The sequence below is a fragment of the Acidilobus saccharovorans 345-15 genome (genome assembly GCF_000144915.1).
Lineage (GTDB): Archaea > Thermoproteota > Thermoprotei_A > Sulfolobales > Acidilobaceae > Acidilobus > Acidilobus saccharovorans.
Genome location: NC_014374.1, coordinates 326,960 through 353,782, shown reverse-complemented (window position 1 = coordinate 353,782; position 26,823 = coordinate 326,960). Strand labels below are relative to the sequence as shown.

Here is a 26,823-nt window from a genome sequence, read left to right as displayed (position 1 = left end):
TAGAGTGCCCCTGAGCGCGAATGGACGCAAACACTATAGAAGACGCTAGTAGAAGTAGATACCTGGCCATCTTTGGGCACTTCTACCAGCCGCCCAGGTTTAACCCGTGGACTGGAGAGATAGACTATGACCCCTCAGTGAAGCCTTATCATGATTGGAATGACCGCATAACCAGAGAGTGCTATGAGAGCAACGCTATGGCCAAGCTAGAGGACGAGCACGGTCTTGTTGAAGATTTTTTCAACAACTATCTCTACCTCACCTTCAGCTTTGGCCCCCTGCTTCTTGACTACTTAGCCAAGAGATACCCTAATGTGCTCAGCAGCATAGTGGAGGCTGACAAGGAGAGCGTAGTTAGCAGGTCAGGCCATGGCAATGCGCTGGCCCAGCCCTACGCCCACATCATAATGCCCTTGGCCAGCAGGGAGTACAGGGAGACCGCCATAGCGTGGGGCATAAAGTACTTTGAGAAGTACTTTGAGCGCGAGCCTGAAGGATTTTGGCTTCCTGAGGCTGCAGTTGACAACCTAACGCTGGAAATCCTAAGTGATTACGGCATAAAGTTCGTCCTCCTGGGTCCAAATCAAGCTAAAGCAGTTGGCACGCCTGGAGGCCCTAAGAAGCCCGTTGACGAGCAAAGCGTTAATACTAAGGTGACTTACAAGGCAGTGCTTCCCTCCGGAAAGGAGATAGGGGTAGTGCTCTACAATAAATGGCTCTCAGGCCTCGTAGCCTTTGGCGACGCGCTTAAGAGCGGCGAGCTCATACTCAGAAAAGCACTTGAAGCGTTCGACCCTAACAGCCAGACGCCTCAGCTAGTCACAATAGCAGTTGATGGAGAGACCTTTGGCCATCATAAGAGAGGAGGCGAGGTGGAACTAGCCAGAGCCTTTTCTCTGGCTCCTAGCTACAGGGTATCACTCACCAACGTATCAGAGTTTTACTCCAAAATATCCCCGCCAGCGTACGAGATTGAGATAGCGGAGAACACGTCATGGAGCTGTCCACACGGCGTTGAACGCTGGAGAAGCAATTGCGGCTGTGGCTCTGATATAAGGCCCGGGTGGACTCAAGCCTGGAGAACCCCGCTCAGGACTGCCGTGGACTTGGCGGCCTCGGAAATTATGAGCTCCTACCTTAAGATCGGCGGTGAAGTGTTCATAGATCCCAAGAAGGCATTGTTGGACTACGGCTTTGTGCTAACGGAAGATTCCTCCTCGGAGGCCGCGGCGGAGTTCCTTAAAGAACACCTCAGGGTCGGCGACGAGAGGTCCAAGAGCTTAGCCCTAAGGCTTCTGGAGATGGTGAGACAGTCGCTCTTGATGCAGTCAAGCGACGCCTGGTTCTTCGAAGATATATATAGGCCTGAGCCCATACAAGCAATGCTTCACATGAGAAGAGCGCTAGAGCTGCTCAGGGAGACATCCGGTAGTGACATAGAGCCTAAAGTACTTGAAGTATTAGATACCGCCAAATCTAACGATCCCTCTGCCGGGACTGGGAAGGATATCTACATGAAGTTCGCCATAGGTGCCACAATGACGCCAGAGAAGATGGCAGCAATGCTTGCCATGAGACTTCTCTTCGAGTCAATGCCCCAGGAGACCGACTTCTACTCCTACAGGGTCATAATAGAGAGGCTCTCGCCGCTCAAGCTAGGAAGGTTTAGGGCTCTAAGTGGCGTTGCAACCCTTATATCCAAAGTAACCTGGACCTACCATCATGTAATGTTTGCTGCCATATATTATGGGTGGTACGACGTTTTCGGTGGTGCTAAGACCATATCGTCCATGCAGGAGTACGAGAAAGTTGAGAAGGACATTTCAAACATGTTCTCTAAGGGCATGATGCCCGATCTCGTGAGTTACCTTAGCTCCGTGTTCGGCGATGGCTTCATAGACCTTCAGAGATCCCTTAAGGATGAGCAGAGAATACTGCTCAACCATGTAATGGAGAGCGCTACTGTCGACCTCTCACACCAATTCGACGTCCTTTACGATAATTACATGCCACTCATGCAATATGTGAGGATGCTTGGCATGGATTACCCAAGGGTCTTTGAACACCTAGTTGAGTATTTTGTCGAGAAGTCCATATTACAGCTCTTAACAGAAAGCCCCCTCAACGCATCAATAATAATGGAACTCAGCAGGTGGGCAGCCAACAGCAGCCTGAAAGTTAATCACGAAGTGCCCAGAGCGTACACATTTAGAATGCTGAATTTATTGAAGACCCTTCAAGAAGACCCCTTAAACGAGCAGGCCATGAACGACCTTAGCCTACTGCTCTCCTCATACAAAACACTAGGTCTTAGTGAGGACTACCTGCACCCAGTGCAGGCAGAGTTTGTCAAGCTCAGAAATAAGGTGCTCCGCTCAATTAAGCTGCCCCAACAAGTTAATGACTTGTATAAAGTCATAGCTTTAAATCTTAAGGTAAAGTATCCGTAGCCCCCGTATACTTTAATAACTTTCATTAACCCATGACGTTTCCTTAAGCTTCTCGAGTATCCTAAGCGTCAGGCCCCAAAGAACCAGATCATTACCAAGGAGTATTCCGCGCACCGTCCCTCTCCTTCTGTGCTCGACCAGGCCGGGCTCCTTTAGATCATTTATGTTGACCCAGAAGACGGCATCAACCTCTGGGTCCCTTGGCCTTGGATCCACGGGGCCGTTAAGCTCAGCCACTATGGCCTCTGTATAGATCTTAGGCTCAGAAAGGGTGCTGAAAGTTCCTAGCCTGCCGTGAATCCTTACTAAGCGTGGATGAACCCAGGCCTCCTCCCAGGCCTCCCTCAAGGCCGCCTGCTCAGGGGTCTCCCCTTTCCTTATAAGCCCGCCTGGGAGAGCCACGTCACATGCAAATCTCGACTTTAACGAGCAGTTCTTCCTCTCAAGCAGGACGTGCCGGGGCGAGCCCCAGAGCAGGACTAACACCGCGGCAGAAGGCCTCTGGCTAGACATTGCTCCCCAGAACAAGGTTCAACCGCTGCTTATCCACTTTATTGAAAAACACGTATAATAGGTCCAAAGTAATAGCTAAGCCTCAGGAAGAGGCTTGCCACCCCTCTGCAGCAGGTGCGGCCTAAGGCAGGCCGAGGTTTATCAGCCCCAGAGCGGCGAGTCCCTTTGCCGCGAATGTTTCTTTGAAGACATCACAGCCAGGGTTAAGCGAGAGGTAGAAAGATGGAACATGATAGAGCCTGGAGACGTCATTCTTCTAGCTCTCAGCGGCGGCAAGGATGGCTACACGCTGCTTGACGTAATGAGCAGGATCTACAAGAGCGATAGGCTTATAGGCCTTAACATTATCGAGGGCATTCACGGTTACAACAAGGAGGAGGACGCCCGATATCTGGTGATGACTGCCAAGGAGTTCGGCATTGACGTAATAGTGACTTCAATAAAGGAGTACACGGGCCTTAGCGTCGACGAAATCATGTATAAAGCCAAGGAGCGCTCGACCCGCGTCAGCGCCTGCACTTACTGCGGCATAGCCAGGAGAAGGATTATGAACTACTACGCGAGGGAGCTTGGCGCCAACAAGCTTGCCACCGCACATAACCTCGACGATGAGAGCCAGACCGCCGTGATAAACATACTTAGGGGGGACTTTGAGAGCCTGCTGAGACAGCACCCCCTGGCAGAGCTGGTCAGGGACCCTATGTTGGTCAGAAGGATAAAGCCCCTCCGTAAAATTTATGAGTGGGAGACGGCCACCTTCACCTTCCTCAAAGGATACCACATACAGGAGACGGAGTGCCCTTACATATACCAGCTCCCAACCCTTAGAGCCAAGGTCAGAAGGGAGCTCTATAGGTACGAGAGCGAGCACCCAGGAGCGCTCCTCCGCTTTATTGAAAGCCTTGATAGAATGCTCGAGCCCATAGCTGCCGGCATTAAGCCAAGAAGCGACCTAGGTAGGTGCGTCAGGTGTGGCGAGCCCACGCCAAGCGGAAAGGCCCTCTGCAAGCTGTGTGAGCTACTTGAAGGCATAGGGGTTGCCAGCCCGCTTTACTCCGTCAGGAGGCTAAGAGTCCGCGTTTAGGTGGGCCCCTTGTACGATTGCGCCTATGACATAAGAGAGGGACCCAAGGTTTACAATAGGGCGCTTTACAAGATTTACAGGAACTTCCCCCTGATGGGGCACATAGCCTTCGGCGTAATTGAGAGGGGGTCTAACGTTATACAGGTAAGGCCCTCCACCCTCTGCTTTCATAACTGCATATTCTGCAGCGTCGACGCTGGCCCCGGCTCAAAGCACAGAAGGGCCGAATACGTGGTTTACGATGTTGAGTGGCTAGCTAAGTGGGCTGGCGAGGTGGCTAGGGCTAAGGGCGGTGACGTAGAGGCGCTCATAGATGGCGTCGGCGAGCCGCTCACCAACCCGCGGATAATAGAGCTTGTAAAACTTCTAAAACAGGAGAAGGGCATAAAGAGGGTCGCCATTGAGACTCACGGTGGTTCCCTCTCAGTAGAGCTGGGTAAGAGGCTCTACGAGGCGGGCCTCGATAGAATTAACTTAAGCATTGACGCGGTCGACCCTGAGCTTGCCAGAAGAATGGCTGGGGCCTCATGGTATAATGTTGAGAGCGTAATTCAGACGGTGAGAAAGCTTGTCGAGGAGACAAAACTTGATATAGTGCTCACGCCTGTGATTGTACCCGGACTTAATGACAAAGAGCTGCCACGCATAATTAACTTAGCTAGAGAGCTTAAGCTTGGCGTTAGGAGCGGCTGGCCCACCGGTGTCTTGGCTCAAAAGTACGAGGAACATAAGTACGGCAGAAGGCCTCCAGGAGTTAAGCCGTGGGGCTGGGGCAAGTTCTATGCCTACCTTAAAGACCTTGAAGCTAAGACCGGCTATAAGCTAATACCTTCGCCTGCGGAGCTTGGCTTTAGTCAGGCCCCTAGGATAGATAAGCCCTATAGGAAGGGTGACAAAGTCACGCTGATGGTAGCTTCCGAGGGATGGCTTAAGAACGAAATGCTCGGGGTTGACCCTGAGTGTTCCAGGGTCTTTTCAATAGTTGGCGTTAGGGCCCCCATCGGCTCAAAGGTAAGGGTAAAAGTTATTGAAGATGAGAACAACATTTACATAGCTAGGCCCGAGTAAGCAAAGTCCTTTAAGGCTATTTGGCCTCTTAAAAAGCCTAAATAGCCTTCAAGGCACCAGCGGTATAGGTGCAACTAATGCCTGATAGAGAAGGCTCAGCAGTGCACAAGAAGCTCTACAGGATCTATTACACGACCTATTATGACTCTGAACACGAGGAGGTCAAGAGAAAGCTTAAGGAGAAGTATGGGGTGGAACCCGCAGATATAAAGTCCTCAGTGCTGCCAGAGTTTAGGTTCCTGGAGCTGCCGATAGCTAAAGGGGGCCTTGAAAAAGAGATAAGCGAGCTGGTCTCCTCAATCATAGGCTCTAAGTACGTTAAGGTAGACTGGATAGATACTGGGGTGTGAAGCTTGAAGGTCTCAGGCCTTCTAGCATCTGACAATAGGCCCCAGCACGAGATAGAGAGCTGGGTTTTCAGTTTCTGGGACAAGAATAATATATATCATAAGATGAAGTCGTCTAGAGGCAACAAAGGAAAGCTTTACTTCTTGGACGGCCCCCCCTACGCCAGCGCCTCCTCAATACACCTTGGCACAGCGTGGAATAAGGTGCTTAAGGACGCGTTGCTTAGATATTACAGGATGTTAGGCTATGACGTGTGGGATAAGCCAGGCTATGACACTCACGGCCTGCCTATAGAGATCTTAGTCGAGAAGATGTACAATATAAAGAACAAGAAAGAAATAGAGACTTCCGTTGGCATAGAAAGGTTTGTAAACACGTGCCTTGACGTAGTAGAGAATAACATAAAGGGCATGACAGAGAACTTCAAGCAACTCGGAGTCTTCATGGACTGGGAGAACCCCTATGTCACTTACTCCGATGATTATATAGAGTCCGGCTGGTACCTGTTCAAGGTAGCACATGACAAAGGCCTGCTCTATAGAAGCCAGAGAGTGCTGCACTGGTGTCCTAGGTGTGAGACCACTTTAGCAGATTATGAGGTCTCGGAATACACCGAGCTAGAGGACCCCTCCATCTACGTGAAGTTCAGGGTAAAGGGTAGCGACAACCTTTACCTCCTCATCTGGACCACAACGCCCTGGACGCTGCCAGCTAACGCCTTTGTTATGGCTCACCCTGACATGGAGTACGCAGAGGTTGAAGCCAACGGGGAGAGGTACGTCATACTTAGCAGCAGGGTGGAAGCAGTGATGGGAGAGGCCGGTGTAACTAACTACAGGGTCGTCAGAACATTCAAGGGGTCTGAGCTTGAAGGCCTTGAATACGCACATCCACTTGAGGACATAGTTCCAGCTCAGTCCGTCCTGAAAAAGTATCACAGGGTCGTAATGGCGCCGGAGGCCGTTGTTGCCACCGAGGGAACGGGCCTAGTGCACTCGGCCCCAGGTCATGGCGACATAGACTTTGAAGTCGGCTCCAAGCTTGGGGTGCCGCCCATAAGTGTAGTCGATAACCAGGGCAGGTTGACTGAGGACGCCGGAAAGTACAAGGGCCTTTACTTCAGAACGGAGGCCAACGAAGCTATAATTAATGACCTGAGGAGCAGAGGGGCGTTGTTCCACATAGGTAAGGTAAGGCACAGGTACCCTATATGCTGGAGATGTAAGACCCCCCTAGTACTCAAGACCACAGAGCAGTGGTTCATAGGCGTCAGTAAGCTAAGGCAGGAGCTGCTTAGGCAGCTCGATAACGTTGAGTGGGTGCCCTCGTGGGCCAAGAGCAGGATAGCCTCGCTAGTCACCAATATAGAGGACTGGGTGGTTAGCAGGCAGAGGTACTGGGGCATACCACTACCCATATGGGTCTGCAACAACTGCGGTCACGTGGAGGTCGTAGGAAGCGTTGACGACGTAGTCAGGCTTGGCGGCCGTCGCCCCGAGCACCTGCACAGGCCATGGATTGACGAGATCACCCTGAGGTGCCCCAAGTGCGGCGGTGTCATGACCAGGGTGCCTGACGTCGCTGACGTCTGGTTTGACAGCGGCATAGCATTCTATGCTAGCCTGGGCTTCCCCAGGAACAAGGAGGCTTTCAACCGCCTTATGCCTGTCGACCTTGTGCTCGAAGGCCATGACCAACTGAGGGGCTGGTTCTTTAGCCTCCTGCGCTCGGGGGTGATAGGGTTTGGCAGCGCACCTTACAGGAGGGTGCTAGTTCATGGGTTTGTCCTGGATGAACAGGGCAGGGAAATGCACAAGTCCCTCGGTAACTACGTCGCTGTTGAGGATATCCTGAAGAAGTACCCACGCGACGTTCTTAGGCTCTACTTACTGCGTAACACCACATGGGAGGACCTCAGGTTCTCATGGCATAACATAGACGTAACGGCCAGGGACTTCACCATAATGAGGAACGTGTACGCTTTTGCCTCAATGTATATGAGCTTAGACGGCTTTGACCCAAAGGCTGTTACCTTGGACTCCGTAAGGGATCACCTTGAAGTCGAGGATCGCTGGCTGCTATCAAGGCTTAACAGCTACCTCGACGAGTACAGGAAGCGCCTTGATAAACTTGAGGTTCACGAGGCAGCCCGCATAGTAAGGGACTTCATAGTTGAGGACATTAGCAGATGGTACTTAAGGCTCATAAGGAGGAGGGTGTGGGAGGAGAGCGACACGCCCTCAAAGAGGGCCGCATATGCAACGCTCTACGCGGCGCTCAAGACGTGGATCCTCATGGCAGCTCCAATAATGCCCTTCCTGAGCGAGTACCTCTATCAGAACTTCATTAGGCCAGCCGAGCCTGATATGCCAGAGAGCGTTCACATGACCCGGCTACCTGAGCCTGACTTCTCGCTTATAAACAAGGACCTTGAGGACAAAATGGAGATCGTAAGGAAGATAACTGAGTACGCACTATCGGCCAGAATGAAGGGAGGCATTAAGCTAAGAAGACCGCTTAAGACGCTATACATATCACCTTCGTCACAGGTCGTGCAGGACGCAGTTAAAGAACTTCAAGGCTTACTAGCTCAGGCCGTCAATGTCAAGGAAGTTAAAGTAGTATCCTCAGAGCTCCTTAACGAGCTAAGAGAGTACAGCCTTGAGCCCGAGTTCAGCACCATGGGGCCTGACTTCAAGAAGTTAACCCCCGCCGTCATAAAGGCCCTGCAGAGTGACGCCATGGCTGCACGTGAGATACTGCAGAAAGGTTTCTATGATATTACCGTTAACGGGCAGACCGTGAGGGTGGAGAGGAGGCACGTGAGGATAACTGCGAAGTACCCAGACTGGCTCCTCGCAGAGGAGACGCCTTACGGCACTATAGCCCTTGACAGGCGCATTTCTGAGCAAGAGGCGCTCGAAGGCACCGTAAGGGAAATAATAAGGAGAGTCCAGTACATGAGAAAGCAGGCGGGCCTCTCTGTGGATGCATACATAGAGCTCTGGATCAATGGCGATGAGGAGCTTCTAGCCGCAACCAAGGTTCTAGAGGATTACGTGAAGTCCGAGACTAGAGCTGCCGCAATACATTATGACTCACCCCCTGAGGGTGTAAAGTCCAGCGAGTGGGAGGTCGATGAGAAACGTCTGAGCCTAGCAATAAGGGAGGTCAAAAGAAACCAACAATAATAAGGCCCAGCGACCTTCATACATTTGGCTATTGTCCAAGGCTTGCATTCTTTGAGCTTTACATGCCCAGGAGGAGAGGCCTTCTTGAGATCCTGAGGCTATTCATAGGAAGGGCCTTCCATGCCATGTTTATGCTTAGAGATAAAGTTAAGGGCTACATAAGTGAACACGACCTTGTCCTAAGTCTAAATGAGAACGTCATGATAGTTGGACGGGCAGACGCTATCAAAGTAGCCGAGGGGAAGGCGCACATCATTGAAAGGAAGAGCTCAAAAGCGCCAAGGAAAGGAGCGTGGGTCAGCGACATTATTCAGGCTGGCGCTTACGGGCTTATGGTTGCCAGAAACTATAGACCTCAAGAAATTACTGTTGAGGTCAGGTATCCAACGGCGTCAAGGGTGTTTAAGTTTGACAGCAGGCTCTCAGCCCTAGTACTTAAAGCCATAGATGACTACCTGTTAGTTAAGAAGAACGGCATACTTCCAGCAGCTAAGAGAGGCCGTCGCTGCAACAGCTGCCCATACAGGGAGGCCTGCTTCCTTCTTGACCTAGAGGGCGAGGAGGCTAAGAACCTGGAGGAGCCGGGCTCCTGGCTTATTGACATCGATACCATAGAGGAGCAGTAAGACAAAAACCCTTTAGCTAGCATAACCAGAGAGGCAGGAGTAACCGAAAATGGAGAGCTATGGCAGTGATAAGGAGGACCCCATAGAGGCTAAGGCTAGGGAAATCTACTCGCAGGTCTCAGAGGCCGCCAGACCTGTGAGGAACCCCGTGGAAGCGGTCAAAGTGCTCGAGGAGAGGTTTAAACTATTGGTAGACCTCAGGATAGTTAAAGTTACTTTCGCAGCGTTCATGATAGGCAGGCCAGTGCTCTTCGAGGGACCCCCGGGCACTGGCAAGACAGAGATTGGAGAGGCCCTCCTAAGGCTGTGGTCTGGCAGGGACCCTTTTGTTTTGCCCGCCTCCCCAGATTACGATGAGTATAAGACCATTGGCGACTTCCATCCCCTCATGGCTATGAGGTATGGCTTCAATGAGAACTCGTTCATCCCGAGGCCTCTGCTCGCGGCCATGATACTAGACGCCGGGGTTCTGATAGACGAGATCAGGAGAAGCAACGAAGATTTCCAAAACATGCTGTTGGACATAATAGATAAGAGGAGAATAGTCGTGCCTGAGCTGAAAAGGGCCTTTAAGGCCAAAGGTCTAGGATTTCAGTTTATCTTTACCAGCAATCCAACCGACGTAGCACAGGGAGAGCTAAGCGATGCCTTCTTGAGGAGGGTTGTCAGGATTAAGTTCACATACCCTGATCCTGAAGACGAGCTTAAAATAATAATGTTACACGTAAACGATAGGCCCCTCGTAAAGGACTCTATGTTGAGGAGGGTGGTCAGCGCGGTTAACGCCCTCAGGAGCTCCAACAGCATGTCACATAAGCCAGGCGTTGACGCATCTATTTCCTGGGTTCGCTTAGCGCAGGCGATTGCAAAGACTGAAGGAAGTGCAAGCGTGCTTCCGAGGCACTTGATTGAGACCGCCGCCGCTGCACTCATAAAGGACCCAGCCGATGAAGACACGGTGTATGCAACCGTCAAGGAATACATCGGTGAAGGAGTCACCTATGAGGACTGAGGATTTAATAAACCTTGTGCGTAAGTTGGCGATGTTCCTCAGATCTCAAGGCAAAGGTGTTAGTATAAGTGAGGAGCTTACCGCCATATACCTGGCAGAGGCGTACTTTAACCTTAGCGACCGCGCTGATTATGATGATATAATGACGATAATTCTGGCAGCGCTCGCTAAAGATGATGAGTCAGAGGCCCTGATAAAGGAATACCTATCTGGGTTGCCAGCATGGCACGATAACTTCGACAACAACCTTAGGAAGAGGGGATGCAAAGACCATAACCCGAAACCGTATTATGATGTTATCAATGAAGTACAATATGTGCATGGAATTCCTAAGAACCCACGCAAGCTAAAGTACGTTGCAAACATGTTGGCCAAGCTGGGCGAACTGCGAGATCCTCGCGTTGTTGCTAAAATTCTGGAGCAGAGGCCCTCCATAGCGTTAAGCGTTGGCAAAGAAAGAAGCCTGGCAGCCGTCAGGTATATGAACTCGGAAAAAGCGGCGGAAGTTGTAAGAAAGCTCATTGCAAATGCGGACAGTTACGAGGAAGCCCTAAGCGTAGCTAAGGCCGTAGATCCCAGACTCCTCTGGAGGGTCGAAATTAAAGGCTTCATAAAGGGGTCCTCGCTTGAGGCCTTAGTTAAGGCTTCCCTCTCGTTAAGGCACGCCGCAGCTTCCTTAAGTGATCGGGAGCCACGTTACCTTCAGCTTGCAATGGAGGAAAGCAAATATGCGGAAGCTGCTCTTAGCAAAGTTAATGAGGGGGAACTCAGCGAGACTGCCAGAAGCCTTCTAAACGAGGCTAAAGCTATAATAGGGGTGGCTCAGGGAGGCCCAAGTTCCTTAGCTAACTTGCCGCCGGAGGTCTTAATCCCGGTAGTTCAGGATCTCTATATTAATACTGAAGATGCGAAGGAAAGAAGAGCTCTTGAACGCCTTTTAGAGCTTTCACTCGCCAGAACAGCGACGGGTCTACACCAGGGCAAGAGAACAACTTATAACACCGCTGGCGGACGGCTTGACTTGAGAAGGTCCGAGCTAAAGTACATAAGAATGGCCAGTAACTTTATGACCTATAGAACTCGCGAGAAGGTAAAGAGCTTCTCGCTCTTACTGGACATAAGCGGCTCCATGAGGCCATACTCTTCTATGGCGCTAGCGGCTGCCGCTTTGGCCACGGACAGCATAGATTTACTGGTGCTCTTTAATGATACAGTGAAGCCTGTAAAGGGGCCCCTGAAGAGGCAGACCATGATAAGGCTGTTGGCGTCGCTCAGGTTCGATGGGTATACCAACGTTTCCCAGGCCTTGAGGGCCTCTGAAACCGCTAAGAGAGTTGTCATGATATCTGACCTAAGGCAAACCGTCAGGGACTTGGAGCCCTCTGAAACAATCTGCAGCTTCATCAGCAGGGGCCGTAGGTTAGCCCTTCTTGCGCCTCCGTCGGCCAGTTTAGCTGAGATCTCAAAGATACAGGGCTGCGGCGCGACTGTAGTAACGGTGAGCGGACAGAGTGACGTCATAAGGGCCTTTTCGGAGATTCTCAGGAAAGTTTAAGTCGACGTCTCACTGCTTGGCGCTAGGGCTGAAGCTTGCTAGACCCTGTGACCAGGGCTATCGTCAGCTCTTCGGAAATTCTCTCAGATATGCTGGGCGTTGACCAGCTGGTCGCCTTTAGGGACCTGATGGAACCTGTAAAGGAGGAGTACGGGGACTCTTCATTTCCATCTATAAGGTACTCCAAGGACCCTGATGAAGTAGCCAAGATATTGGCAAGTAGGCTTGCATCAGACTATAACATTCACTATGTCGACGTGAAGAACTTAAAGGGGTTCACTAACTTAACCTTCAGGTGCGGGGACCTTGTCAAAGCGGTAGTAGAGTGGGCTAAGAATGGCGAGGAGCTAGAGGTCCCTAAGACCTCTAGGCCCCTCAAGATAGTGGTTGAGCACACCAGCGCCAACCCCATACATCCCCTTCATATAGGGCACACGAGGAACGCCTGCATAGGGGACTCGCTTGCAAGGCTTCTCAAGTCAAGAGGGCATAGCGTTGTGACAAGGTTTTACATAGATGACGTTGGCCGGCAGGTGTCCATAGCAGCCCTTGGAGTTAAGCTGCTGGGCATAGACGTGCTAAAAGAGTCGCAGAGGCTCTCAATAAAGCCCGACTCCCTGGTCGGCTGGATTTATGCCGTGACCAGCACCACAATAGACCTTCTAAACGCGAAAAAAGCTGGAAACAGCGAAGAGGCGGAAAAGCTAGCGTCAACCCTCGCTAGGCTAAAGTCGCAGGACCCAGGGAACTTCTTTGACAAGCTTTACACCGCGCTGTCCTCGCTTGAGAACCCTGATGCAGCTGTGGCTGACCTTAATAATAGGTACGAGAAGGGGCTTGAGCCTGAGAAGACATTGATTAGATCCATGGTTCAGGCGGTCCTCGAAGGCTTCAAGCAAAGCCTTGAGATTCTCGGCGTGAGCTTTGACTTCTGGGACTGGGAGAGTGACCTGGTCTGGAGCGGGCTCGTGGGCAGGCTTGTTGAAGAAGCCAAGGGAAGCAGGTACTTCATTAAGTACAAGGACGCTGACGCAATAGACGTACCTCAGATAATAAGTGAAGAGATTCAACATGACAAGGAGGCCCTCAGCTCTATAAGGCTTCCCAAAGGGTTCTCCCTGCCGCCTCTCATTCTGCTCAGGAGCGATGGCACTACGCTTTATACCACAAGGGACCTGGCCTACAGTATCCTTAAGTTCTCTCAGGCCAACGCGGATAAGGTAATTAACGTCATAGGTGCTGACCAGAGGCTTCCACAGCTACAGCTAAGGGTAGCGCTTTACGGCCTCGGCCACAGGAGGGAGGCGTTAAACCTAATTCATTATGACTATGAAATAGTCAGGCTCACCACCGGCAGCATGCATGGAAGGAGAGGCGAGTATGTCACGCTGGATTCCCTTCTCACGGAGCTCTCCACCCGGGCGTTGAAGGAGGTCACCGAGAGAAACCCATCTATGTCAAAGGAGGAAGCCATGGTTATAGCCAGGAGTATAAGCGTTGGAGCCATCAGGTACTTCATGGTTCACATGAGCGCGTCAAAGCCCCTTACCTTCAGTGTTGATAAGGCTATGAACCTTAGGGAGAGCAGCGGCCCGTACCTTCAATATACATACGTGAGGGCCGTCAATATACTCGAAAAGCACGGGAAGGTGGATCTTAACTCCGTGGACCCAGACAAGTGCACGGAGCCTCGGAGGAGGCTCCTTGTAAAGGCATTGAAGACTCCGCTAGTGATAGCTAAGGCAGCAGATGATCTCGCCCCAGAGGATCTGGTATCGCATCTGGCTGACCTGGCGGATAGCTTCAACACGTGGTATGAACAGGACTCCGTGATCAGGGAGCCTGATGTTGGGGCAAAGGAGCTAAAGGCCTTAATAGTGGACATCGTCAGACAGTCCCTAGGCATTGGTATGAGCGTGCTGGGCATACCAACGCTGAGGAGGATGTAAATGCCCTACCACATAAAGGCTGAAAGAGTTCCTGAGGGCGTTCTGATAACAGGGGACCCGCTGAGAGCCGACAGGTTTGCATCATTGCTTGAAAGGCCACGCCTTATAAATGACAACAGAGGGCTCAGGACTTACGTGGGTTTCTACAAGGACAAGGAGGTCGCCATAGCAGCTCACGGAATGGGAGGTCCCAGCGTTGCCATTGTAGTTGAGGAGCTAATAAGTATAGGGGCTAAGAGAATTATAAGGGTAGGAACTGCAGGCGCCATCTCCCCAGAGCTAAGGCCTGGAGACGTACTTGTCGCTGACGCGGCGTCCTCAACATATGGCGGCGCTGGCCTAGGGCTTTACTTTGGATCTATATGTCCACCATCATCTCCTGACCTGGAGCTCACCTACAGGCTGCTGCAGGAGCTATCTAAGTTGGGCGTAAAGGCCACCAAGGGGGCCGTGTTCTCAAGCGACTCCTTTTACGCTGAATCCAATGTGCTAGGGTTGCTTAAATCCCTTGGATTTAAGGCCGTCGAAATGGAGTGCGCCACGGTAACCGCCCTGTCACGAATAAGAGGTGTCAGCGCCGCCTGCGCCCTCGTGATAAGTAACTCGGCCGGCTCCCTGCAGAGCGACCAGGCGTTGGTGGACAAGGGCCTCATGAGCGCCGCTGCTGCATCCCTAGAGGTCCTCATCAGGTAGAGCCAAGGTCCACTATCAAAGAGTTCTTGTGCATTAGCTGCGATGACTTAACAGCCACGAGGGAGCCTCCGCTGTCCTTAAACATTATGAACCCTCCCCAAGAGGCCCATGGAATTAACGATTTGTCTACAAGCGACTCAGCATCAACAACCCTCGGCCTCATGGATATGAAGTCCTGTGAGACTATGGAAAATAACTTGTTGTCCCACTGAACTCCCAGAAGCTTGGAGGCTTTCGATGCCGCCTCGCTGAGCCTCAGCGACGCAAAGTAGTGGTCCTGAGCATTGAGCAACTTATGGCGCCAGCTCTCGACAGCTATGCCGCTGCTCGATATACGCATCTCAGCTTTCCTTGCTGCTAAGAGACTATCAACTTCCATAATAACCGTAGCTACGACGTGAGGCTGCTCTGCTATCCTCTCTAATAGCCTGAATTTCCTCGTCGCGCCTACCTTAGGTTTATCGCCTCCATAGTCCAACATATAAACTACGTACTCGCCCTTTACCACGCTATCTATATACTTACAGGCTTCAAGCGCCTTCTCAGACCTTGAATCAAGGCACAGGGTGTAAATTGCCCTTTCCGACCTCCTGTGCTTTGAACAGAAGCCCTCGGCCGCGACCGGACAATATAACCTCTTGAGAGGGTCATCAGCTTCATCTAGGGGGCCGTTGTGCCACTGACAATACGACTGCCACGGCTCCTGGGCTATCTTGAGCTCTGATGTATATTTAAAGACGTCAGAGTAGCCCTCAGGTTGCACTAAGAGATAGTCCAAGGACGCAGGATACGTGACTATATCTACGCTTTCCTGCGACGTTACGAACAGGAAACCCTTTGGAGGCTCAACCTTCCTTAGCGCGGGTTCGCCTATTCTCTGCTTTACAAGCCTTAGAATGGCTCTGGTAGCCCCCACGGTAATCATCGAGATATGAAGTCAACCTGACGGAGGATATTAAGTTTACCTGGGCTTCTCGTCCTCCGAGACAAACATTTAATTGTTCAACCTTAAGTCAATCACAGGAGGCTAACCATGGCTGCTGAGCAGCTGAGCCCTGGCGAGCTAGAGCTTCTCAAAAAGCTCGCAAGTCTTGGTGAGCCGCTGGACCTTGAGAAATCGGAGGAGCTTATAGGCATGCCTACTAGCAGCGCTGCGAGTTTAGCAAGTCTTCTCGAGGCTAAGGGGCTTGTCAAGGTCGATAGAAGAACTGTCACCAGGATACTTTTGACGGAGAGGGGCGAAGAGGCCCTGAGGAACGGATTACCTGAAGAGAGGCTTCTCGAGCTGTTAGAGGCCAACAATGGCTCTGTGGCAGTCGATTTAGCTAGAAGCTCCCTTGGGAACGACTTCAACATAGCCATCGGGGTAGCCATTAAGGCTGGCTATGTAAAGATAGCTAATGGCATGATAACTCTCGTAGACCACGAAGGTTTCAAGGCGAGCGTAGTCAACCTAAAGGGGGGCCTTAGGAGCATAAAGGAGGGAGGGCTTGTAAGCGAGAAAATAGTCGACGTCCTGAAGGGCAGAGGTCTTGTAAAAGTTGAGCAAAAAAACCTGGTAAGTATAAGGCTGTTACCTCAAGGGCTCTCGCTGGCAACCGCTAAGCCAAGCATAGCAAAGTTATCTCATGAACTTATAGCCACAGGCAAATGGAGAGAATACACATTAAGGCCCTACGACGTTAGCGCAGAACCACCATTAAGGATGCCTGCAAGAAAACACTTCTTTGCTGAGTTCATAGAGGAGCTTAAAGATCTCATGAAGGAGATGGGCTTCGTCGAAGTGAGCGGCCCCCTCGTGGAGTTGGAGCTATTCAACTTCGACGCGCTCTTTCAGCCCCAGGACCACCCAGCCAGGGAGATGCACGACACTTTCTGGCCTGACCTACCACCGGCTGACCTAAGCGATTATGCTGACATAGTTGCCAGGGTTAAGTATGAGCACGAACATGGCTGGGGATATCAGTGGGATGGAAGCGTAGCCTCAAGGAGAATTCTGAGAAGTCAGACCACCGCGGTAACCATAAGGGTTCTCGCCTCCAGGCCCAGACCTCCCATCAGGTTCTTCACGATAGATAAAGTCTTCAGAGCTGATCCCGTGGATGCCACCCATCTATCAGACTTCCATCAGCTGGATGGAATTATGGGCTGGAAAGACTTCACGTTTAGGGACCTGCTTGGGTTCCTAAGCGAGTTCGGCAAAAGGCTTGGCCTGGAGCTTAAGTTTAAGCCTGCCTACTTCCCATTCACGGAGCCCAGCGTAGAGGGTTATGCAAGGATAGGAAGCAGCATGGTTGAGGTCTTCGGCGCGGGTCTCTTCAGGCCAGAGGTTCTAAGAATTGCTGGCGTTGATTACCAGGTGGGCGCCTGGGGCATGGGCGTTGAGAGGCTGGCCCTGGCCCGCTTTGGACTTCATGACGTTAGAGACCTCTACTCTAAAGACTACGACTTTCTGAGATCATTTAAAGTTGAGGTGTGAAGCCATGGTAACGCTCAGGTTTAGGCCTGAGAGGCTGGTGGAGACCACAGGCCTGGACCTTGACATAGTTGAGGAGGCGCTTTTCAGGTTAAAGTGCGAGACCGAGCTTAATGATAACTATCTCTCGGTTGAGATAAACCCGGACAGGCCAGACATGTTTATCTCTGAAGGCATAGCAAGGGCCGTCAGAGGCATAGAGTCCATAGAACTTGGCTGGACGCCCTTAGATGGGAAGCTCAGGGACAGCGGCCTGGAGCTCGTCAATGAGATGCCAGAGACTAGGCCTTACATAGCTGCTGCCGTGGTATATAATGTGAACGTCGATTCGGAGTCCTTCCTTGAGGAGCTCGTTCAGTTCCAAGAGAAACTCCATGACACTGTAGGAAGGAGAAGAAGGAAGGTAGCAATAGGGTTCCACGACCTGGCTAAGGTTAAGTCCAAGAGGCTCAGGTACAGCATGATACCGCTCAAGAGCAGCATGGTACCCCTTGGTGGAAGCGAAACCATGTCGATAGCTGAAGTTCTGAGGAGCACGGAGCAGGGGGTAAAATATGGCAACATAAGTCTAGCTGAGGGCCTCCACCCGGCATTTACAGAAGATGGTGGGGCTGTGCTCTCTCTGCCCCCCGTGATAAATTCTGAGCTCACCAGGGTTGAGGTCGGCACCAGGGATCTTCTAATCGACGTCACTGGAACGGACCTTGCCTCCGTGCTTAAGGTGCTGGACATCATAACGCTTAACTTAGCCGAGAGGAGAGGAACTTACATAGGTTTCGTCAGGGTAGTTCCAAGGACAGGAGAGCCTTTACACACGCCAGTACTTAAGAGCAGGGAGCTGAGCCTTGATATAAACTACGTAAACAGGGTCCTGGGGACGGACCTAACAGTCGATGAGGTTACACTTTCGCTGCTCAAGATGAGGCACAGCGCCTCGCCTGAGAACGGCCATGTAAAAGTTACAATTCCTCCGTTCCGTTATGACATAATATCTGAGATAGATCTCGTGGAAGACATTGCCATGGCGTTAGGCTATGACTCCCCCAAGCTTTTACCAAGCAAGTACATGAACGACGCTAGAGGATCGTTGTTAGACCACACCCTGCTCTCAAGGGCGGCACGCGACATAATGGCAGGGCTTGGCTTCACCGAGGTAATGAGCTATATATTGACCAGCTCCTCCTTACTGAGGCTCTTTGATATGATCAGCGACACTGTAGAGCTCAAAAATCCTGTACAGGAGGAGCTAGATGCCTTAAGGCCCTCTCTCGTGCCCCAGCTACTTCAGCTCATGTTCTTCAACGTCAGCAAGACCAAGCCTGTTAATATCTTCGAGATAGGCAAGACCGTTAAAAAGATCGGCTCTGAAGCAGTAGAAGACTTAAAGCTGGCTGCCGCTACCATGGACGACTCAGTAAGCTATGAGGACATTCAAGCCGTTGCTTACGCATTTATAAGATCCTTTGGCCTCAAGCCCAGCGCTAAACCTCTCACAGCTAGCTGGCTTCTCGCAGGCAGGTCCGCGTCACTCCTAGCTAATGGCCACGAGATTGGAGTTATTGGCGAGATAAACCCTGTTATACTAGATAAGCTCAACGTAACGTACCCAGTGGCCGTTTTTGAACTCTCGTTAACAGAGCTCCTAAAGGTGATAAGGGCTGGAGCTGCAGGACAGAAGCCCTGACTACCCTGTGCCAGTTAAGAGGATAGGTTTCAGAGGCGTCCTGAAGAGAATCCTAATAAAGTCGCCCCAGGGGATGTTCGCCTTTGACGCGAAGATTAATGTATACGTGGATATTTCATCTGACAGAAAGGGGGCCCACCTGTCCCGCAACGTTGACGCCATGCAAATATTGGACTCCTTCCCCCAGGAGTCGTGGAGCCTTGAAGGCCTTGCAGAGAGCATTCATGACCAGCTTCTGAATCTTCACAGTTACAGCGATAGCGCCGGCGTTGAGCTATATACAACTTATTGGGCGAGGGCCGTCTTTGAGGATATAGAGTCCCTGGAGCCAGTTAGAGTTAAAGTTGCTGTGACAGGAGGAAGATATAAAAAGACCTTCCTGACCAGCGTCTCTGTAAAAGGCTTCACCGTATGTCCCAGCGCGCAGAGAACTATAGCTGACATGTTTAACTATAGCTCCACGGCGCCCAGCCATAGCCAAAAAGTGATGCTTAAAGGCTCCATAATATCCCACAAGCTTCACATAATTAGCGTTGATGATATTGCATCAGCCCTCTGGGCCTCGCTCTCGGCGCCGGCCTTTACGTTACTTAAGAGGCCTCAGGAGGCAAAACTTGTCTTTGGAGCCCACAGAAACCCAAGATTTGCTGAGGACGCTGTTAGGGAGGCCGTGAGGAGACTCAGATGTCTAGTCGGCGAAAGCCTTCCTAAGGATACGGTGCTCAGAGCAGAGATCTATAGCCTGGAGAGCATACATCCGCATAACGTTTTCGCTGTTGCGGAGGGAAAAGTGGAAGAGCTACCTAAGATGGGCTGCGGCGTTTAAAGTTACGCTAAGGGGCTCTCATTATTGATGTTGTGCGGCGCGGGATAAACTGCTTCGTGCCTTTACATATGTGCACATTTAAATTAAGAGTCTAAAAAGAGTCTAAAGTAAATAGTAAATATCAAGTGGGGCACTATTCCCTGTTAGCGGTGAACATAGGTGGCAAGACTTGCGATGGTCAGCAACGGAACTATTGCGGCGCTCTACGACGGCAACTTCTACATAAGGAGCATCTATTATCCCATGCTTGACCAGCACCATAACCACTCAGTAAACGGCGCCTTTAAGATAGGTCTATGGAAGGATGGCCAGATGCTATGGCTCGAAAACGTGGACAAGTCCATTGAAATGGACAACCTGATAGCCAGGGCTATTTTCAGATTGAGCGACGCTACAGTGGAGCTTACTTCGTTGGCCTCCCAAACAAGGCCAGCAATAATAACTAAGGTTAGCATAAAGGGTGAGGGCCTCTTTAGGTTCATACAGTACAACGACTTCAGGCTCAACAACAGTGAACTTGGTGACACGGCGCTCTACGACCCCCGACTCGATGCCGTGATCCACTACAAGGGAAGTACCTGGTTCGCGGTTACCTCATCACATAAACTCTATGAGTATACCACGGGGAGGAGAGACCAAGGAGCTGTGCTTGGAGACTGCCAGGACGGTGTTCTGAACAAAAACCCGATAGCTCAGGGCTCCGTTGACAGCGCTGTCTCCATAGCTGCCAAGGAGTTCTACCTTTACATAGTTGCTGGAAGAAGCTATAATGACCTCGTGGAATCTTTGAAGGACCTAAGGGCAAGTCCTGGTGAGCACTTTGAGCGCGACAGCAGGTACTGGAGCGTTCTTACAGAGCCCGTCAAGAATGTAAAACTCTTGAAGCAGAGCGTTGCCGTGCTCATTGGCCACATGGGTAATAATGGTGAAGTGCCTGCCTCGCTGGACACCAGCATCCTCAAGTTTAACCTTGACACTTATGCATATACATGGCCAAGGGATGCAGTTCATGTAGCCATAGCCCTTGACTCTATGGGCTACTGGTCCTTCACTAGGAGGTTTTACGAGAAGCTGTTTACAGAGCTGATGACTCCTGAAGGCTATCTTTACCAGAAGTATAACGCTGACGGCACTTTTGGAAGTACGTGGCACCCGTGGACCTCTGAGACTGAAATTAGTAAGAACATACAGGAGGACGAGACCGCCCTGGCAGTCTACGGTTTCTGGTACCATATAGTGACCTCTAATGATTACTTCCTGCTACGGGAAGTCTATGAGAATTTGGAAAAGGCCACGGAGTTCATGGCAAGTTTCATTAATGGGAAGCTGTCCTTGCCTTTGATGAGCTACGACCTCTGGGAGGAGAGACTTGGGGTTCACGCATATACGGTCGCCGCTGTCTATGCTGCCATGAAGAGCGCTGCAGACATCGCGAGGAGGCTTGGAGTGTGGAGCAAGGAGGACAAGTGGAGACGCCTAGCTAAGGCCATCCAAAACGGCTTCAGGGAACACATGTTTAACAGGGATGGAGGCCATTTCTACAGGATGATAGTAATAGATAAGGACAGGGTTGTCAGCGTTGATAAGACTGTAGATTCCTCAATCCTGGCAGCCGGCCTCCTTGGCCTTGTGGAGCCTTCAGATCCCATGTTTGAGAGCACCGTAAAGGTTGTGAGAGATAAATTGTGGGTTAGCAGGGTAGGAGGCCTTGCAAGGTATGAAAACGACTACTACCAAAGAATCACTGGTGACTATACGGGCATACCTGGCAACCCATGGATAATAACTACCATGTGGCTGGCGCAGAGCTATATATTGCAGAGTGACTTCGACTCTGCAAAGCAATTAATGACGTGGGTTGAGGGGGTAGCCTCCCCCACTGGGATGCTGCCGGAGCAGGTCAGCCCCTTCGATTCGGCGCCGCTCTCAGTAATGCCGCTGGCGTGGAGCCACGCTGAATACATTAAGACTTACTTCATGTTAGGCGGCAAAAGCCTGCTGCCGCCAGGCTAATTGCCATGCACAAGCGCTTATCTTGCTTTAATAAGCGCGCTATCTTTTAATAGAGATAGGTGTCTAACTTAGTGACAGAGTGCAGTTCGTCAATACTTAAATGGTATACATCAAGGCCCTGGATGCTCAGCTGCGACAGCGTAGCCTACTACTGTGAGCCTATAGAGGGAGGCCTCGCCCTCACAGTTGAGGGGTGCGGTGAGAAGGCCTTTGCCCCTATTTCCATGCTGCCTGATGGTTCACTCCTGGAACTGGACTCCTCAGCCACATGGCTTAACTCTATATTGAGCTCTTCTACCGCCGCGTTCCAATCAAGCTGCCGTGGGCTCAGGAAGATAAGGGAGCTAAAAATCGTAAGTTCGGGGCTCAGATCCATAAGCTACGAGGCCGTAGATGAAGGCGGTGAAAGGTTACTGATAAAGGCCTTAAGGCGCCTTGAAAGCGACAACATAGAACACCTGGTACTCAGGTACTTAACGTTTGTAAATTATAAGTGGGTCCCCAAATTCATATGCAACTTAACTTATGAGAGTTCACCCTACATTATTATCACTAGCTTTATTGACGGATTTCCAGCAGCTACGACCTATGTCAATGATGCCTCCAACAGGTCTACCGCTAACGTGAATTCCATAGGGCCTAAGATAGGGTTGGCGATCTCGGAGCTTCATAACGTCATGATGACATGCAGCGAAAGCTGGTGCAGGCCAGAGCCCATAACGGACGCTGACATCAGGAGGTGGCTTGAAAGGATCAGCTGGAGGTCTTCATGGCTGAGAGATAAGGGCTCCCGCATGCTTCCATACAGCGACAGGCCCCTGGTTTACGAGGCCGCCGACTCCTTGGAGGAGCTAGTAAGTTCCCTGGAGCCACTTGCAGAGAAGCTCCTTGGAAGAACCAAGCTGAGGATCCACGGTGACCTTCACCTCTACCAAATAGTAGAGTCTCAGAAGGGGGACATATACATAACGGACTTTGAGGGGGAACCGTACAAGATGCCTGCAAGTAAGCTCGAAAAGGAACCTGCGGTAAGGGACCTAGCCGCCCTGGCGAGGAGCATTGACTATGCTGCAATGATGGGCGAGCAGCTGAGGACCGGCGCCTCCCTTCTTCAGGTCTCGTCGTGGCCTCCAGAGGAGCTTCTCAGATGGGAGAAGGAGGCCTTCAGAAGCATCTTGGAATCATACGTGAGGAACGCCGAGAGCAAGGGGCTTAGCAACCTCCTGGACGGCCTCTCATCGCTTTTCTTTTGGCTTGTTGAAAGGGCTAGCTATGAGTCCGTTTATGAAATCATCGCACGCACCGGATACCATTATGTGCCCCTGAACGCTATAATAAGGTACAAGGAGGGCTTCGACGAACTGGCGAAATATGTTAAGGAGTTCTCTTCATAGCAATAAGGCCTGTCACGCTACGTATGGGTCAATATGGCTACCAAGGGGTTGACGGAGTCTATTATGACGAAGCCGTAACGTATGAACTGCAGCCTGGATCCCTTGCCGTAGTTGTTTATGTAACCTTCAGCTAGTCCGTCATGCTTTATTAAGTTCAGACCATCAGGCTCCAGCACCGTCAGCCGGACAGAGCTAGCCTCAGGCACCCACTGAATTATCGGGTAACCTCCCTTTCTGGCCTCTTCAAGGCTATCATTCTTAAACTCAAGTAAACCATCATTGGCGTTCACTGCATAGTTTCCTAAGCCGGCTAGCCTTACCATGGGGGCCTTAGCGTCCTCGCTTGGAACATAGATGTAGTCCCCATCGCATACCTTTATCTCGCGAACCGCCTGCGGCCTATTGGGATGTAAAGGTATCTTTGCCACGTAACAGTCAGGCTGACTTAACCTCATCCTGATGCCGCGGCCACCTGTAAGCTCCACGAACATCAGCCTGTCAGCTATGGGATCAAGCCTCTTCCTGTTAACCGCGGCTAAGTTCGCCCAGCTAAGCTTGGCATCACCTGGCCTTACACCGACGTCAAGGATTACATCCCTTATAGACTCGGGCAATATGCCGCGCCTACGAAGCCCGGCTATCGTGCCAAACCTTGGATCATCAAGACCCATGAACTCGCCAGGTCTGTCGCTCATTATCTTCTTTATGTAGCTCTTGCTCATTATAAAGCCTTCGAGCTTCAGCCTTCCAAAGTGTATGTAGGTGGGCTCAGGCCACTTGAAGCACTTGTAGACGTAACCCTGTTTCAATGTGTTAAGCTGGTGCTCCTTGCCCCTGAGCACGTGCGTTATGCCCATCAAGTGGTCATCAACGCTGACTGCAAAGTTATAGGTGGGCCACACTATGTACTTGTCTCCAGTCAGTGGGTGAGGATGGGCGTCAGTATCAATGATCCTGAAGGCTACCCAATCCCTGAGGCTGGGGTTTGGATCGTTGACGTTCGTCTTAAATCTTACTACAGCCTCCCCCTCCTTATAGTGTCCTGAGAGCATCCTGTCGAACTGCTCTAGCTGCCACTCCGGTGGCTTGTCCCTGTACTCTGGCGGCTTGCCCTCAGATATCAGCTTCTTGCTCTCCTCGCCCCCTAAGTCCACATAGGCGCAGCCCTTTGAGAGGGCCTCCTTCATAGTCGAATAGAATATCTCCATGCGAAGGCTCTGTATGTACTCCTCATCCCATCTAACCCCAAGCCACCTGAGGTCCTCCCTAATCATCTCATAGGCCTCTTTCATAGGCGTCTTGGTCCTAGGGTCTGTATCTTCAAACCTTAGCACCATCTTACCCTTGTACATTCTCGCGTACTCGTAGCTCAATATCGCGGGCCTAGCGTTACCTATGTGAATTGCGAAGTCCGGGTTAGGGGCAAACCTGGTGACAACCTTACCCTCCTGAGCGTTAGGAAGCGGAGGTAGGACCTTCTGCTCGGGCTTCGGCTTTTTCTGACCTTCCTCCACGGCTTCACCGAATTCCCTTGCCAGAGTGTCACGCTGTTCCTCGGCACTCATGGAGTTAACCTTATCCACCATCTCCTTTACTATGGGCGCCAGCTCCCTGGCCCTCTGCCTGAGCTCCGGGTGCTCGGCTATGAGCGTCGACATTACGCTGTTTATCATTGCTTTGCCTCCATGTTGCACTGCATTACGTAATGTAACCCTGTAGATTAGAGACCTTAGCTCGTCCAAGCTCATGTTTACTTCTCCCTCTGAGCACTAAATACTGCAAGATCTCTTAAGGCTCTATAGGCCTTTTCGTCCACTATGAGCCCCGAGGCCTTCAGCATATCGAGCTTTTCTACAGCAAGCCGAGAGTAGCTGTTGGCGAGGCCCTGTGCGTAGTCGAGGGCTCCTGTGCTCTTTATAGCTTCAGCTGCCTCCTTAAGCTTCTCCTCTGAGCTATCTCCATTGAAGATATCAATTAGGAGCTCCTTGACCTTTTCATTACTTGAGGCTGCCTTCAGTGCCAATATGGTTTTCTTACCCCGCCGGAGATCGCTATAAACGGGTTTGCCAGTTTTGGAGGGGTCCCCAAACACTCCAAGTATATCGTCCCTTATCTGGAACGCTAGGCCAACGAGCCTCCCATACTCCCCCATGGTCTCTATTACCTCATCCTTGGCCTTTGCAGCTATGGCGCCTAACTTTGCTGACGCCTCCACCAGCGCCCCTGTCTTAAGGTATATCATCCTTAGATAGTCTTCTGCGTCCACATTCCAGCTCCTCTCGAAGAGCATGTCATAACCTTGGCCTTCAGCTACCTTGCGGGAAGCCTCGGTTAGGGCCTGCACTGCCTTAATTACGTACTCCTCGTCAAGGCCTTTCTCAAGGCTTCTTAGAATTGATGCAAAGGATAGTGAAAACATAAGGTCACCAGCGGTAATTGCCAGTGGAACTCCATAAACCTTGTGGACTGTGGGCACCCCTCTCCTGAAGTCGTCATTGTCCATAATGTCGTCATGCACTAAGGTGAAGTTGTGGAAAATCTCCACGGCTGAGGCGAGAGGAATAGCGCGCGCCTCAGCGTCAACGCCACCTAAAGCTCTGGCCGTGGCGAGAACCACCAGTGGCCTTAGCCTCTTTCCGCCAGCCTTTATTAAGTGAAGCGACGCATTGTAAAGCTCCTCAGGGGCGCCCTTTACTACGTCATATATGTCTGAGTTCACCAATGGGACGTACTTCTCCACGAGCTCATTCATATCATCAAATGTCATTGTCCCGTCTCCTCCAAAGAAGTGTCATAGCTCTGCTATTTAAGTAACTACCAATGTTTATGCCTCTTGATTCCAGCTCGTCCTTGAGCCGACCCCATATGGTAATGCCAGCGAGCCAGAGGTCCTGGGGCCTCTTACTGCCGCTCATTAACATTGCCGCCTTCAACTGATAAAGTATCTGTGAAACATACCTCTCTAGTCCTTCACGACCTGCTGAGAGCGCCCTGAGGGCAGGGGCCGCGAAGCCACCTACGTCAGCGCCTAGAGCTATAGCTTTGGCCACGTCGTGACCATCCCTGAGCCCTCCACTTCCAATTATATATGCATCCGGGGCCGCATTCCTGGCCTCCACTATTGCAATAGCCGTGGGGTTGCCCCATAGGTCTGCTATGCTAGCTGGGTCCCTGAGCGGCGCCCCATGCTTAGCTTTAGACCTGAGGGCTTCTATCTTAATCCAGTTGGTGCCTCCTAACCCCGCCACGTCGAAGCACTTAACGCCGACTGAACGCAGCGCACTAATATCTTCAGCGCTGAGGCCTGTGCCCACCTCCTTAACTATCACGGGCACCGGCATTTCCTCCACGAGCTCTGCTACCTTCTCAAGCACGCCGCTAAACTTGGTGTCACCCTCGTCCTGGAACAGTTCCTGTCCAATATTGAGGTGTATCGCTATGGCGTCGGCCCTTATCATCTCCACGGCCTTTAAGGCCTCCTTCACCCCGTATCCTTTGGCCAGCTGCGCTCCGCCGAGGTTAGCAACTATGAAGGCGTGCGGAGCCCTCTCCCTTACCACGGAGAACGTGTGAATCATAGAGGAGTCCTCTATAGCCGCTCTTTGACTTCCAACACCCATGGCTATTCCAAACTTCTCAGCCACTTCTGCTATGGCAGCGTTTATGGGCTCTACGTCAGGGTGACCTCCCGTCATGCCGGTTATTATTAAAGGTGCGCCCAGCTCGCGGCCACAAAGTTTAACTGAGAGATCAATGTCCTCTAAGTTAGCCTCAGGAAGTGACCTGTGAACTATCCTTACATACTCAAGCAGCGTGGTTTCCTGAGGCTCCACGCCACCCTTCCTTACGATGTCTATGTGCTCAAGCTTACGGGCGCTCGTAAATGTCATTCAGCAGCTCACTCGTACAGACTTGTAAAGAAGGGACTTAAAATAAGGGCC

General features: G+C 51.3%; 20 protein-coding genes. 15 read left to right on the top strand and 5 right to left on the bottom strand.

From position 1 onward, the window contains the following. Nucleotides 1-20 precede the first annotated feature (20 nt). On the top strand, nt 21-2,450 hold the full coding sequence (locus ASAC_RS01795) for a DUF3536 domain-containing protein (protein WP_013266269.1): 2,430 nt from the start codon (nt 21-23) through the stop codon (nt 2,448-2,450). Between the two features lie 12 nt (nt 2,451-2,462). Here ASAC_RS01795 and ASAC_RS01790 read toward each other — a convergent pair whose 3' ends face one another. Next, nucleotides 2,463-2,963 carry an NUDIX hydrolase gene (locus ASAC_RS01790; RefSeq protein WP_013266268.1) on the bottom strand — a complete coding sequence of 167 codons (501 nt, stop codon included), beginning with the start codon at nt 2,961-2,963 and terminating at the stop codon, nt 2,463-2,465. A 94-nt stretch (nt 2,964-3,057) separates the two neighbouring features. Between ASAC_RS01790 and ASAC_RS01785 the strand changes: the two genes are divergently transcribed. The 9 genes from ASAC_RS01785 (at nt 3,058) to ASAC_RS01745 (ending at nt 14,489) form a co-directional block, all read left to right on the top strand. Further along, nucleotides 3,058-4,047 (top strand): TIGR00269 family protein, encoded by a 990-nt coding sequence (locus tag ASAC_RS01785; RefSeq protein WP_013266267.1) that lies wholly within the window; start codon nt 3,058-3,060, stop codon nt 4,045-4,047. 9 nt (nt 4,048-4,056) lie between these two features. Further along, on the top strand, nt 4,057-5,115 hold the full coding sequence (locus ASAC_RS01780; protein ID WP_013266266.1) for a radical SAM protein: 1,059 nt from the start codon (nt 4,057-4,059) through the stop codon (nt 5,113-5,115). A gap of 77 nt (nt 5,116-5,192) precedes the next feature. After that, complete coding sequence (locus ASAC_RS01775; protein ID WP_013266265.1) at nt 5,193-5,465, top strand: hypothetical protein; 273 nt, start codon at nt 5,193-5,195, stop codon at nt 5,463-5,465. Between the two features lie 3 nt (nt 5,466-5,468). Further along, complete coding sequence (gene ileS / locus ASAC_RS01770; RefSeq protein ID WP_013266264.1) at nt 5,469-8,654, top strand: isoleucine--tRNA ligase; 3,186 nt, start codon at nt 5,469-5,471, stop codon at nt 8,652-8,654. Continuing rightward, nucleotides 8,651-9,280 (top strand): CRISPR-associated protein Cas4, encoded by a 630-nt coding sequence (gene cas4, locus ASAC_RS01765; protein ID WP_083773998.1) that lies wholly within the window; start codon nt 8,651-8,653, stop codon nt 9,278-9,280. The genes ileS and cas4 overlap by 4 nt, the downstream gene beginning before the upstream one ends. A gap of 49 nt (nt 9,281-9,329) precedes the next feature. Beyond that, a complete protein-coding gene (locus ASAC_RS01760) occupies nt 9,330-10,292 on the top strand; it encodes an AAA family ATPase (protein WP_013266262.1) in 963 nt (320 codons plus the stop codon). Next, nucleotides 10,282-11,847, top strand: a complete 1,566-nt coding sequence (locus ASAC_RS01755; protein ID WP_048812725.1) for a VWA domain-containing protein — start codon at nt 10,282-10,284, stop codon at nt 11,845-11,847. Before ASAC_RS01760 ends, ASAC_RS01755 begins: the two co-directional genes overlap by 11 nt. A gap of 35 nt (nt 11,848-11,882) precedes the next feature. Then, complete coding sequence (locus ASAC_RS01750) at nt 11,883-13,796, top strand: arginine--tRNA ligase (protein WP_148217100.1); 1,914 nt, start codon at nt 11,883-11,885, stop codon at nt 13,794-13,796. Continuing rightward, the gene (locus tag ASAC_RS01745; protein WP_013266259.1) at nt 13,797-14,489 is read left to right on the top strand and encodes a phosphorylase family protein; all 693 of its coding nucleotides are present in this window, start codon (nt 13,797-13,799) and stop codon (nt 14,487-14,489) included. It begins immediately after the preceding gene. On the opposite strand, the gene ASAC_RS01740 is transcribed toward ASAC_RS01745, so the two are convergent. Continuing rightward, nucleotides 14,482-15,405, bottom strand: a complete 924-nt coding sequence (locus tag ASAC_RS01740) for a DUF2797 domain-containing protein (RefSeq protein WP_158303779.1) — start codon at nt 15,403-15,405, stop codon at nt 14,482-14,484. The two genes, ASAC_RS01745 and ASAC_RS01740, sit on opposite strands and share 8 nt — an antisense overlap. A 117-nt stretch (nt 15,406-15,522) precedes the next feature. Between ASAC_RS01740 and pheS the strand changes: the two genes are divergently transcribed. The 5 genes from pheS (at nt 15,523) to ASAC_RS01715 (ending at nt 22,882) form a co-directional block, all read left to right on the top strand. Continuing rightward, complete coding sequence (gene pheS / locus ASAC_RS01735; RefSeq protein WP_013266257.1) at nt 15,523-16,968, top strand: phenylalanine--tRNA ligase subunit alpha; 1,446 nt, start codon at nt 15,523-15,525, stop codon at nt 16,966-16,968. Nucleotides 16,969-16,972: 4 nt separating this feature from the next. After that, nucleotides 16,973-18,649, top strand: a complete 1,677-nt coding sequence (pheT, locus tag ASAC_RS01730) for a phenylalanine--tRNA ligase subunit beta (RefSeq protein WP_013266256.1) — start codon at nt 16,973-16,975, stop codon at nt 18,647-18,649. 7 nt (nt 18,650-18,656) lie between these two features. After that, the gene (locus tag ASAC_RS01725; RefSeq protein WP_013266255.1) at nt 18,657-19,475 is read left to right on the top strand and encodes a GTP cyclohydrolase I FolE2; all 819 of its coding nucleotides are present in this window, start codon (nt 18,657-18,659) and stop codon (nt 19,473-19,475) included. A 159-nt stretch (nt 19,476-19,634) separates the two neighbouring features. Next, the gene (locus tag ASAC_RS01720; RefSeq protein WP_238523621.1) at nt 19,635-21,488 is read left to right on the top strand and encodes a glycoside hydrolase family 15 protein; all 1,854 of its coding nucleotides are present in this window, start codon (nt 19,635-19,637) and stop codon (nt 21,486-21,488) included. A 71-nt stretch (nt 21,489-21,559) separates the two neighbouring features. Beyond that, a complete protein-coding gene (locus tag ASAC_RS01715; protein WP_013266253.1) occupies nt 21,560-22,882 on the top strand; it encodes a trehalose synthase in 1,323 nt (440 codons plus the stop codon). 17 nt (nt 22,883-22,899) lie between these two features. On the opposite strand, the gene ASAC_RS01710 is transcribed toward ASAC_RS01715, so the two are convergent. The 3 genes from ASAC_RS01710 to fni are packed head-to-tail and all read right to left on the bottom strand — an operon-like array spanning nt 22,900 to nt 26,772. After that, on the bottom strand, nt 22,900-24,630 hold the full coding sequence (locus ASAC_RS01710) for a glutamate--tRNA ligase (protein ID WP_013266252.1): 1,731 nt from the start codon (nt 24,628-24,630) through the stop codon (nt 22,900-22,902). 2 nt (nt 24,631-24,632) lie between these two features. Further along, a complete protein-coding gene (locus ASAC_RS01705; protein WP_013266251.1) occupies nt 24,633-25,649 on the bottom strand; it encodes a polyprenyl synthetase family protein in 1,017 nt (338 codons plus the stop codon). Then, the gene (gene fni, locus ASAC_RS01700; protein WP_013266250.1) at nt 25,639-26,772 is read right to left on the bottom strand and encodes a type 2 isopentenyl-diphosphate Delta-isomerase; all 1,134 of its coding nucleotides are present in this window, start codon (nt 26,770-26,772) and stop codon (nt 25,639-25,641) included. The genes ASAC_RS01705 and fni overlap by 11 nt, the downstream gene beginning before the upstream one ends. Between the last annotated feature and the right edge of the window lie 51 nt (nt 26,773-26,823).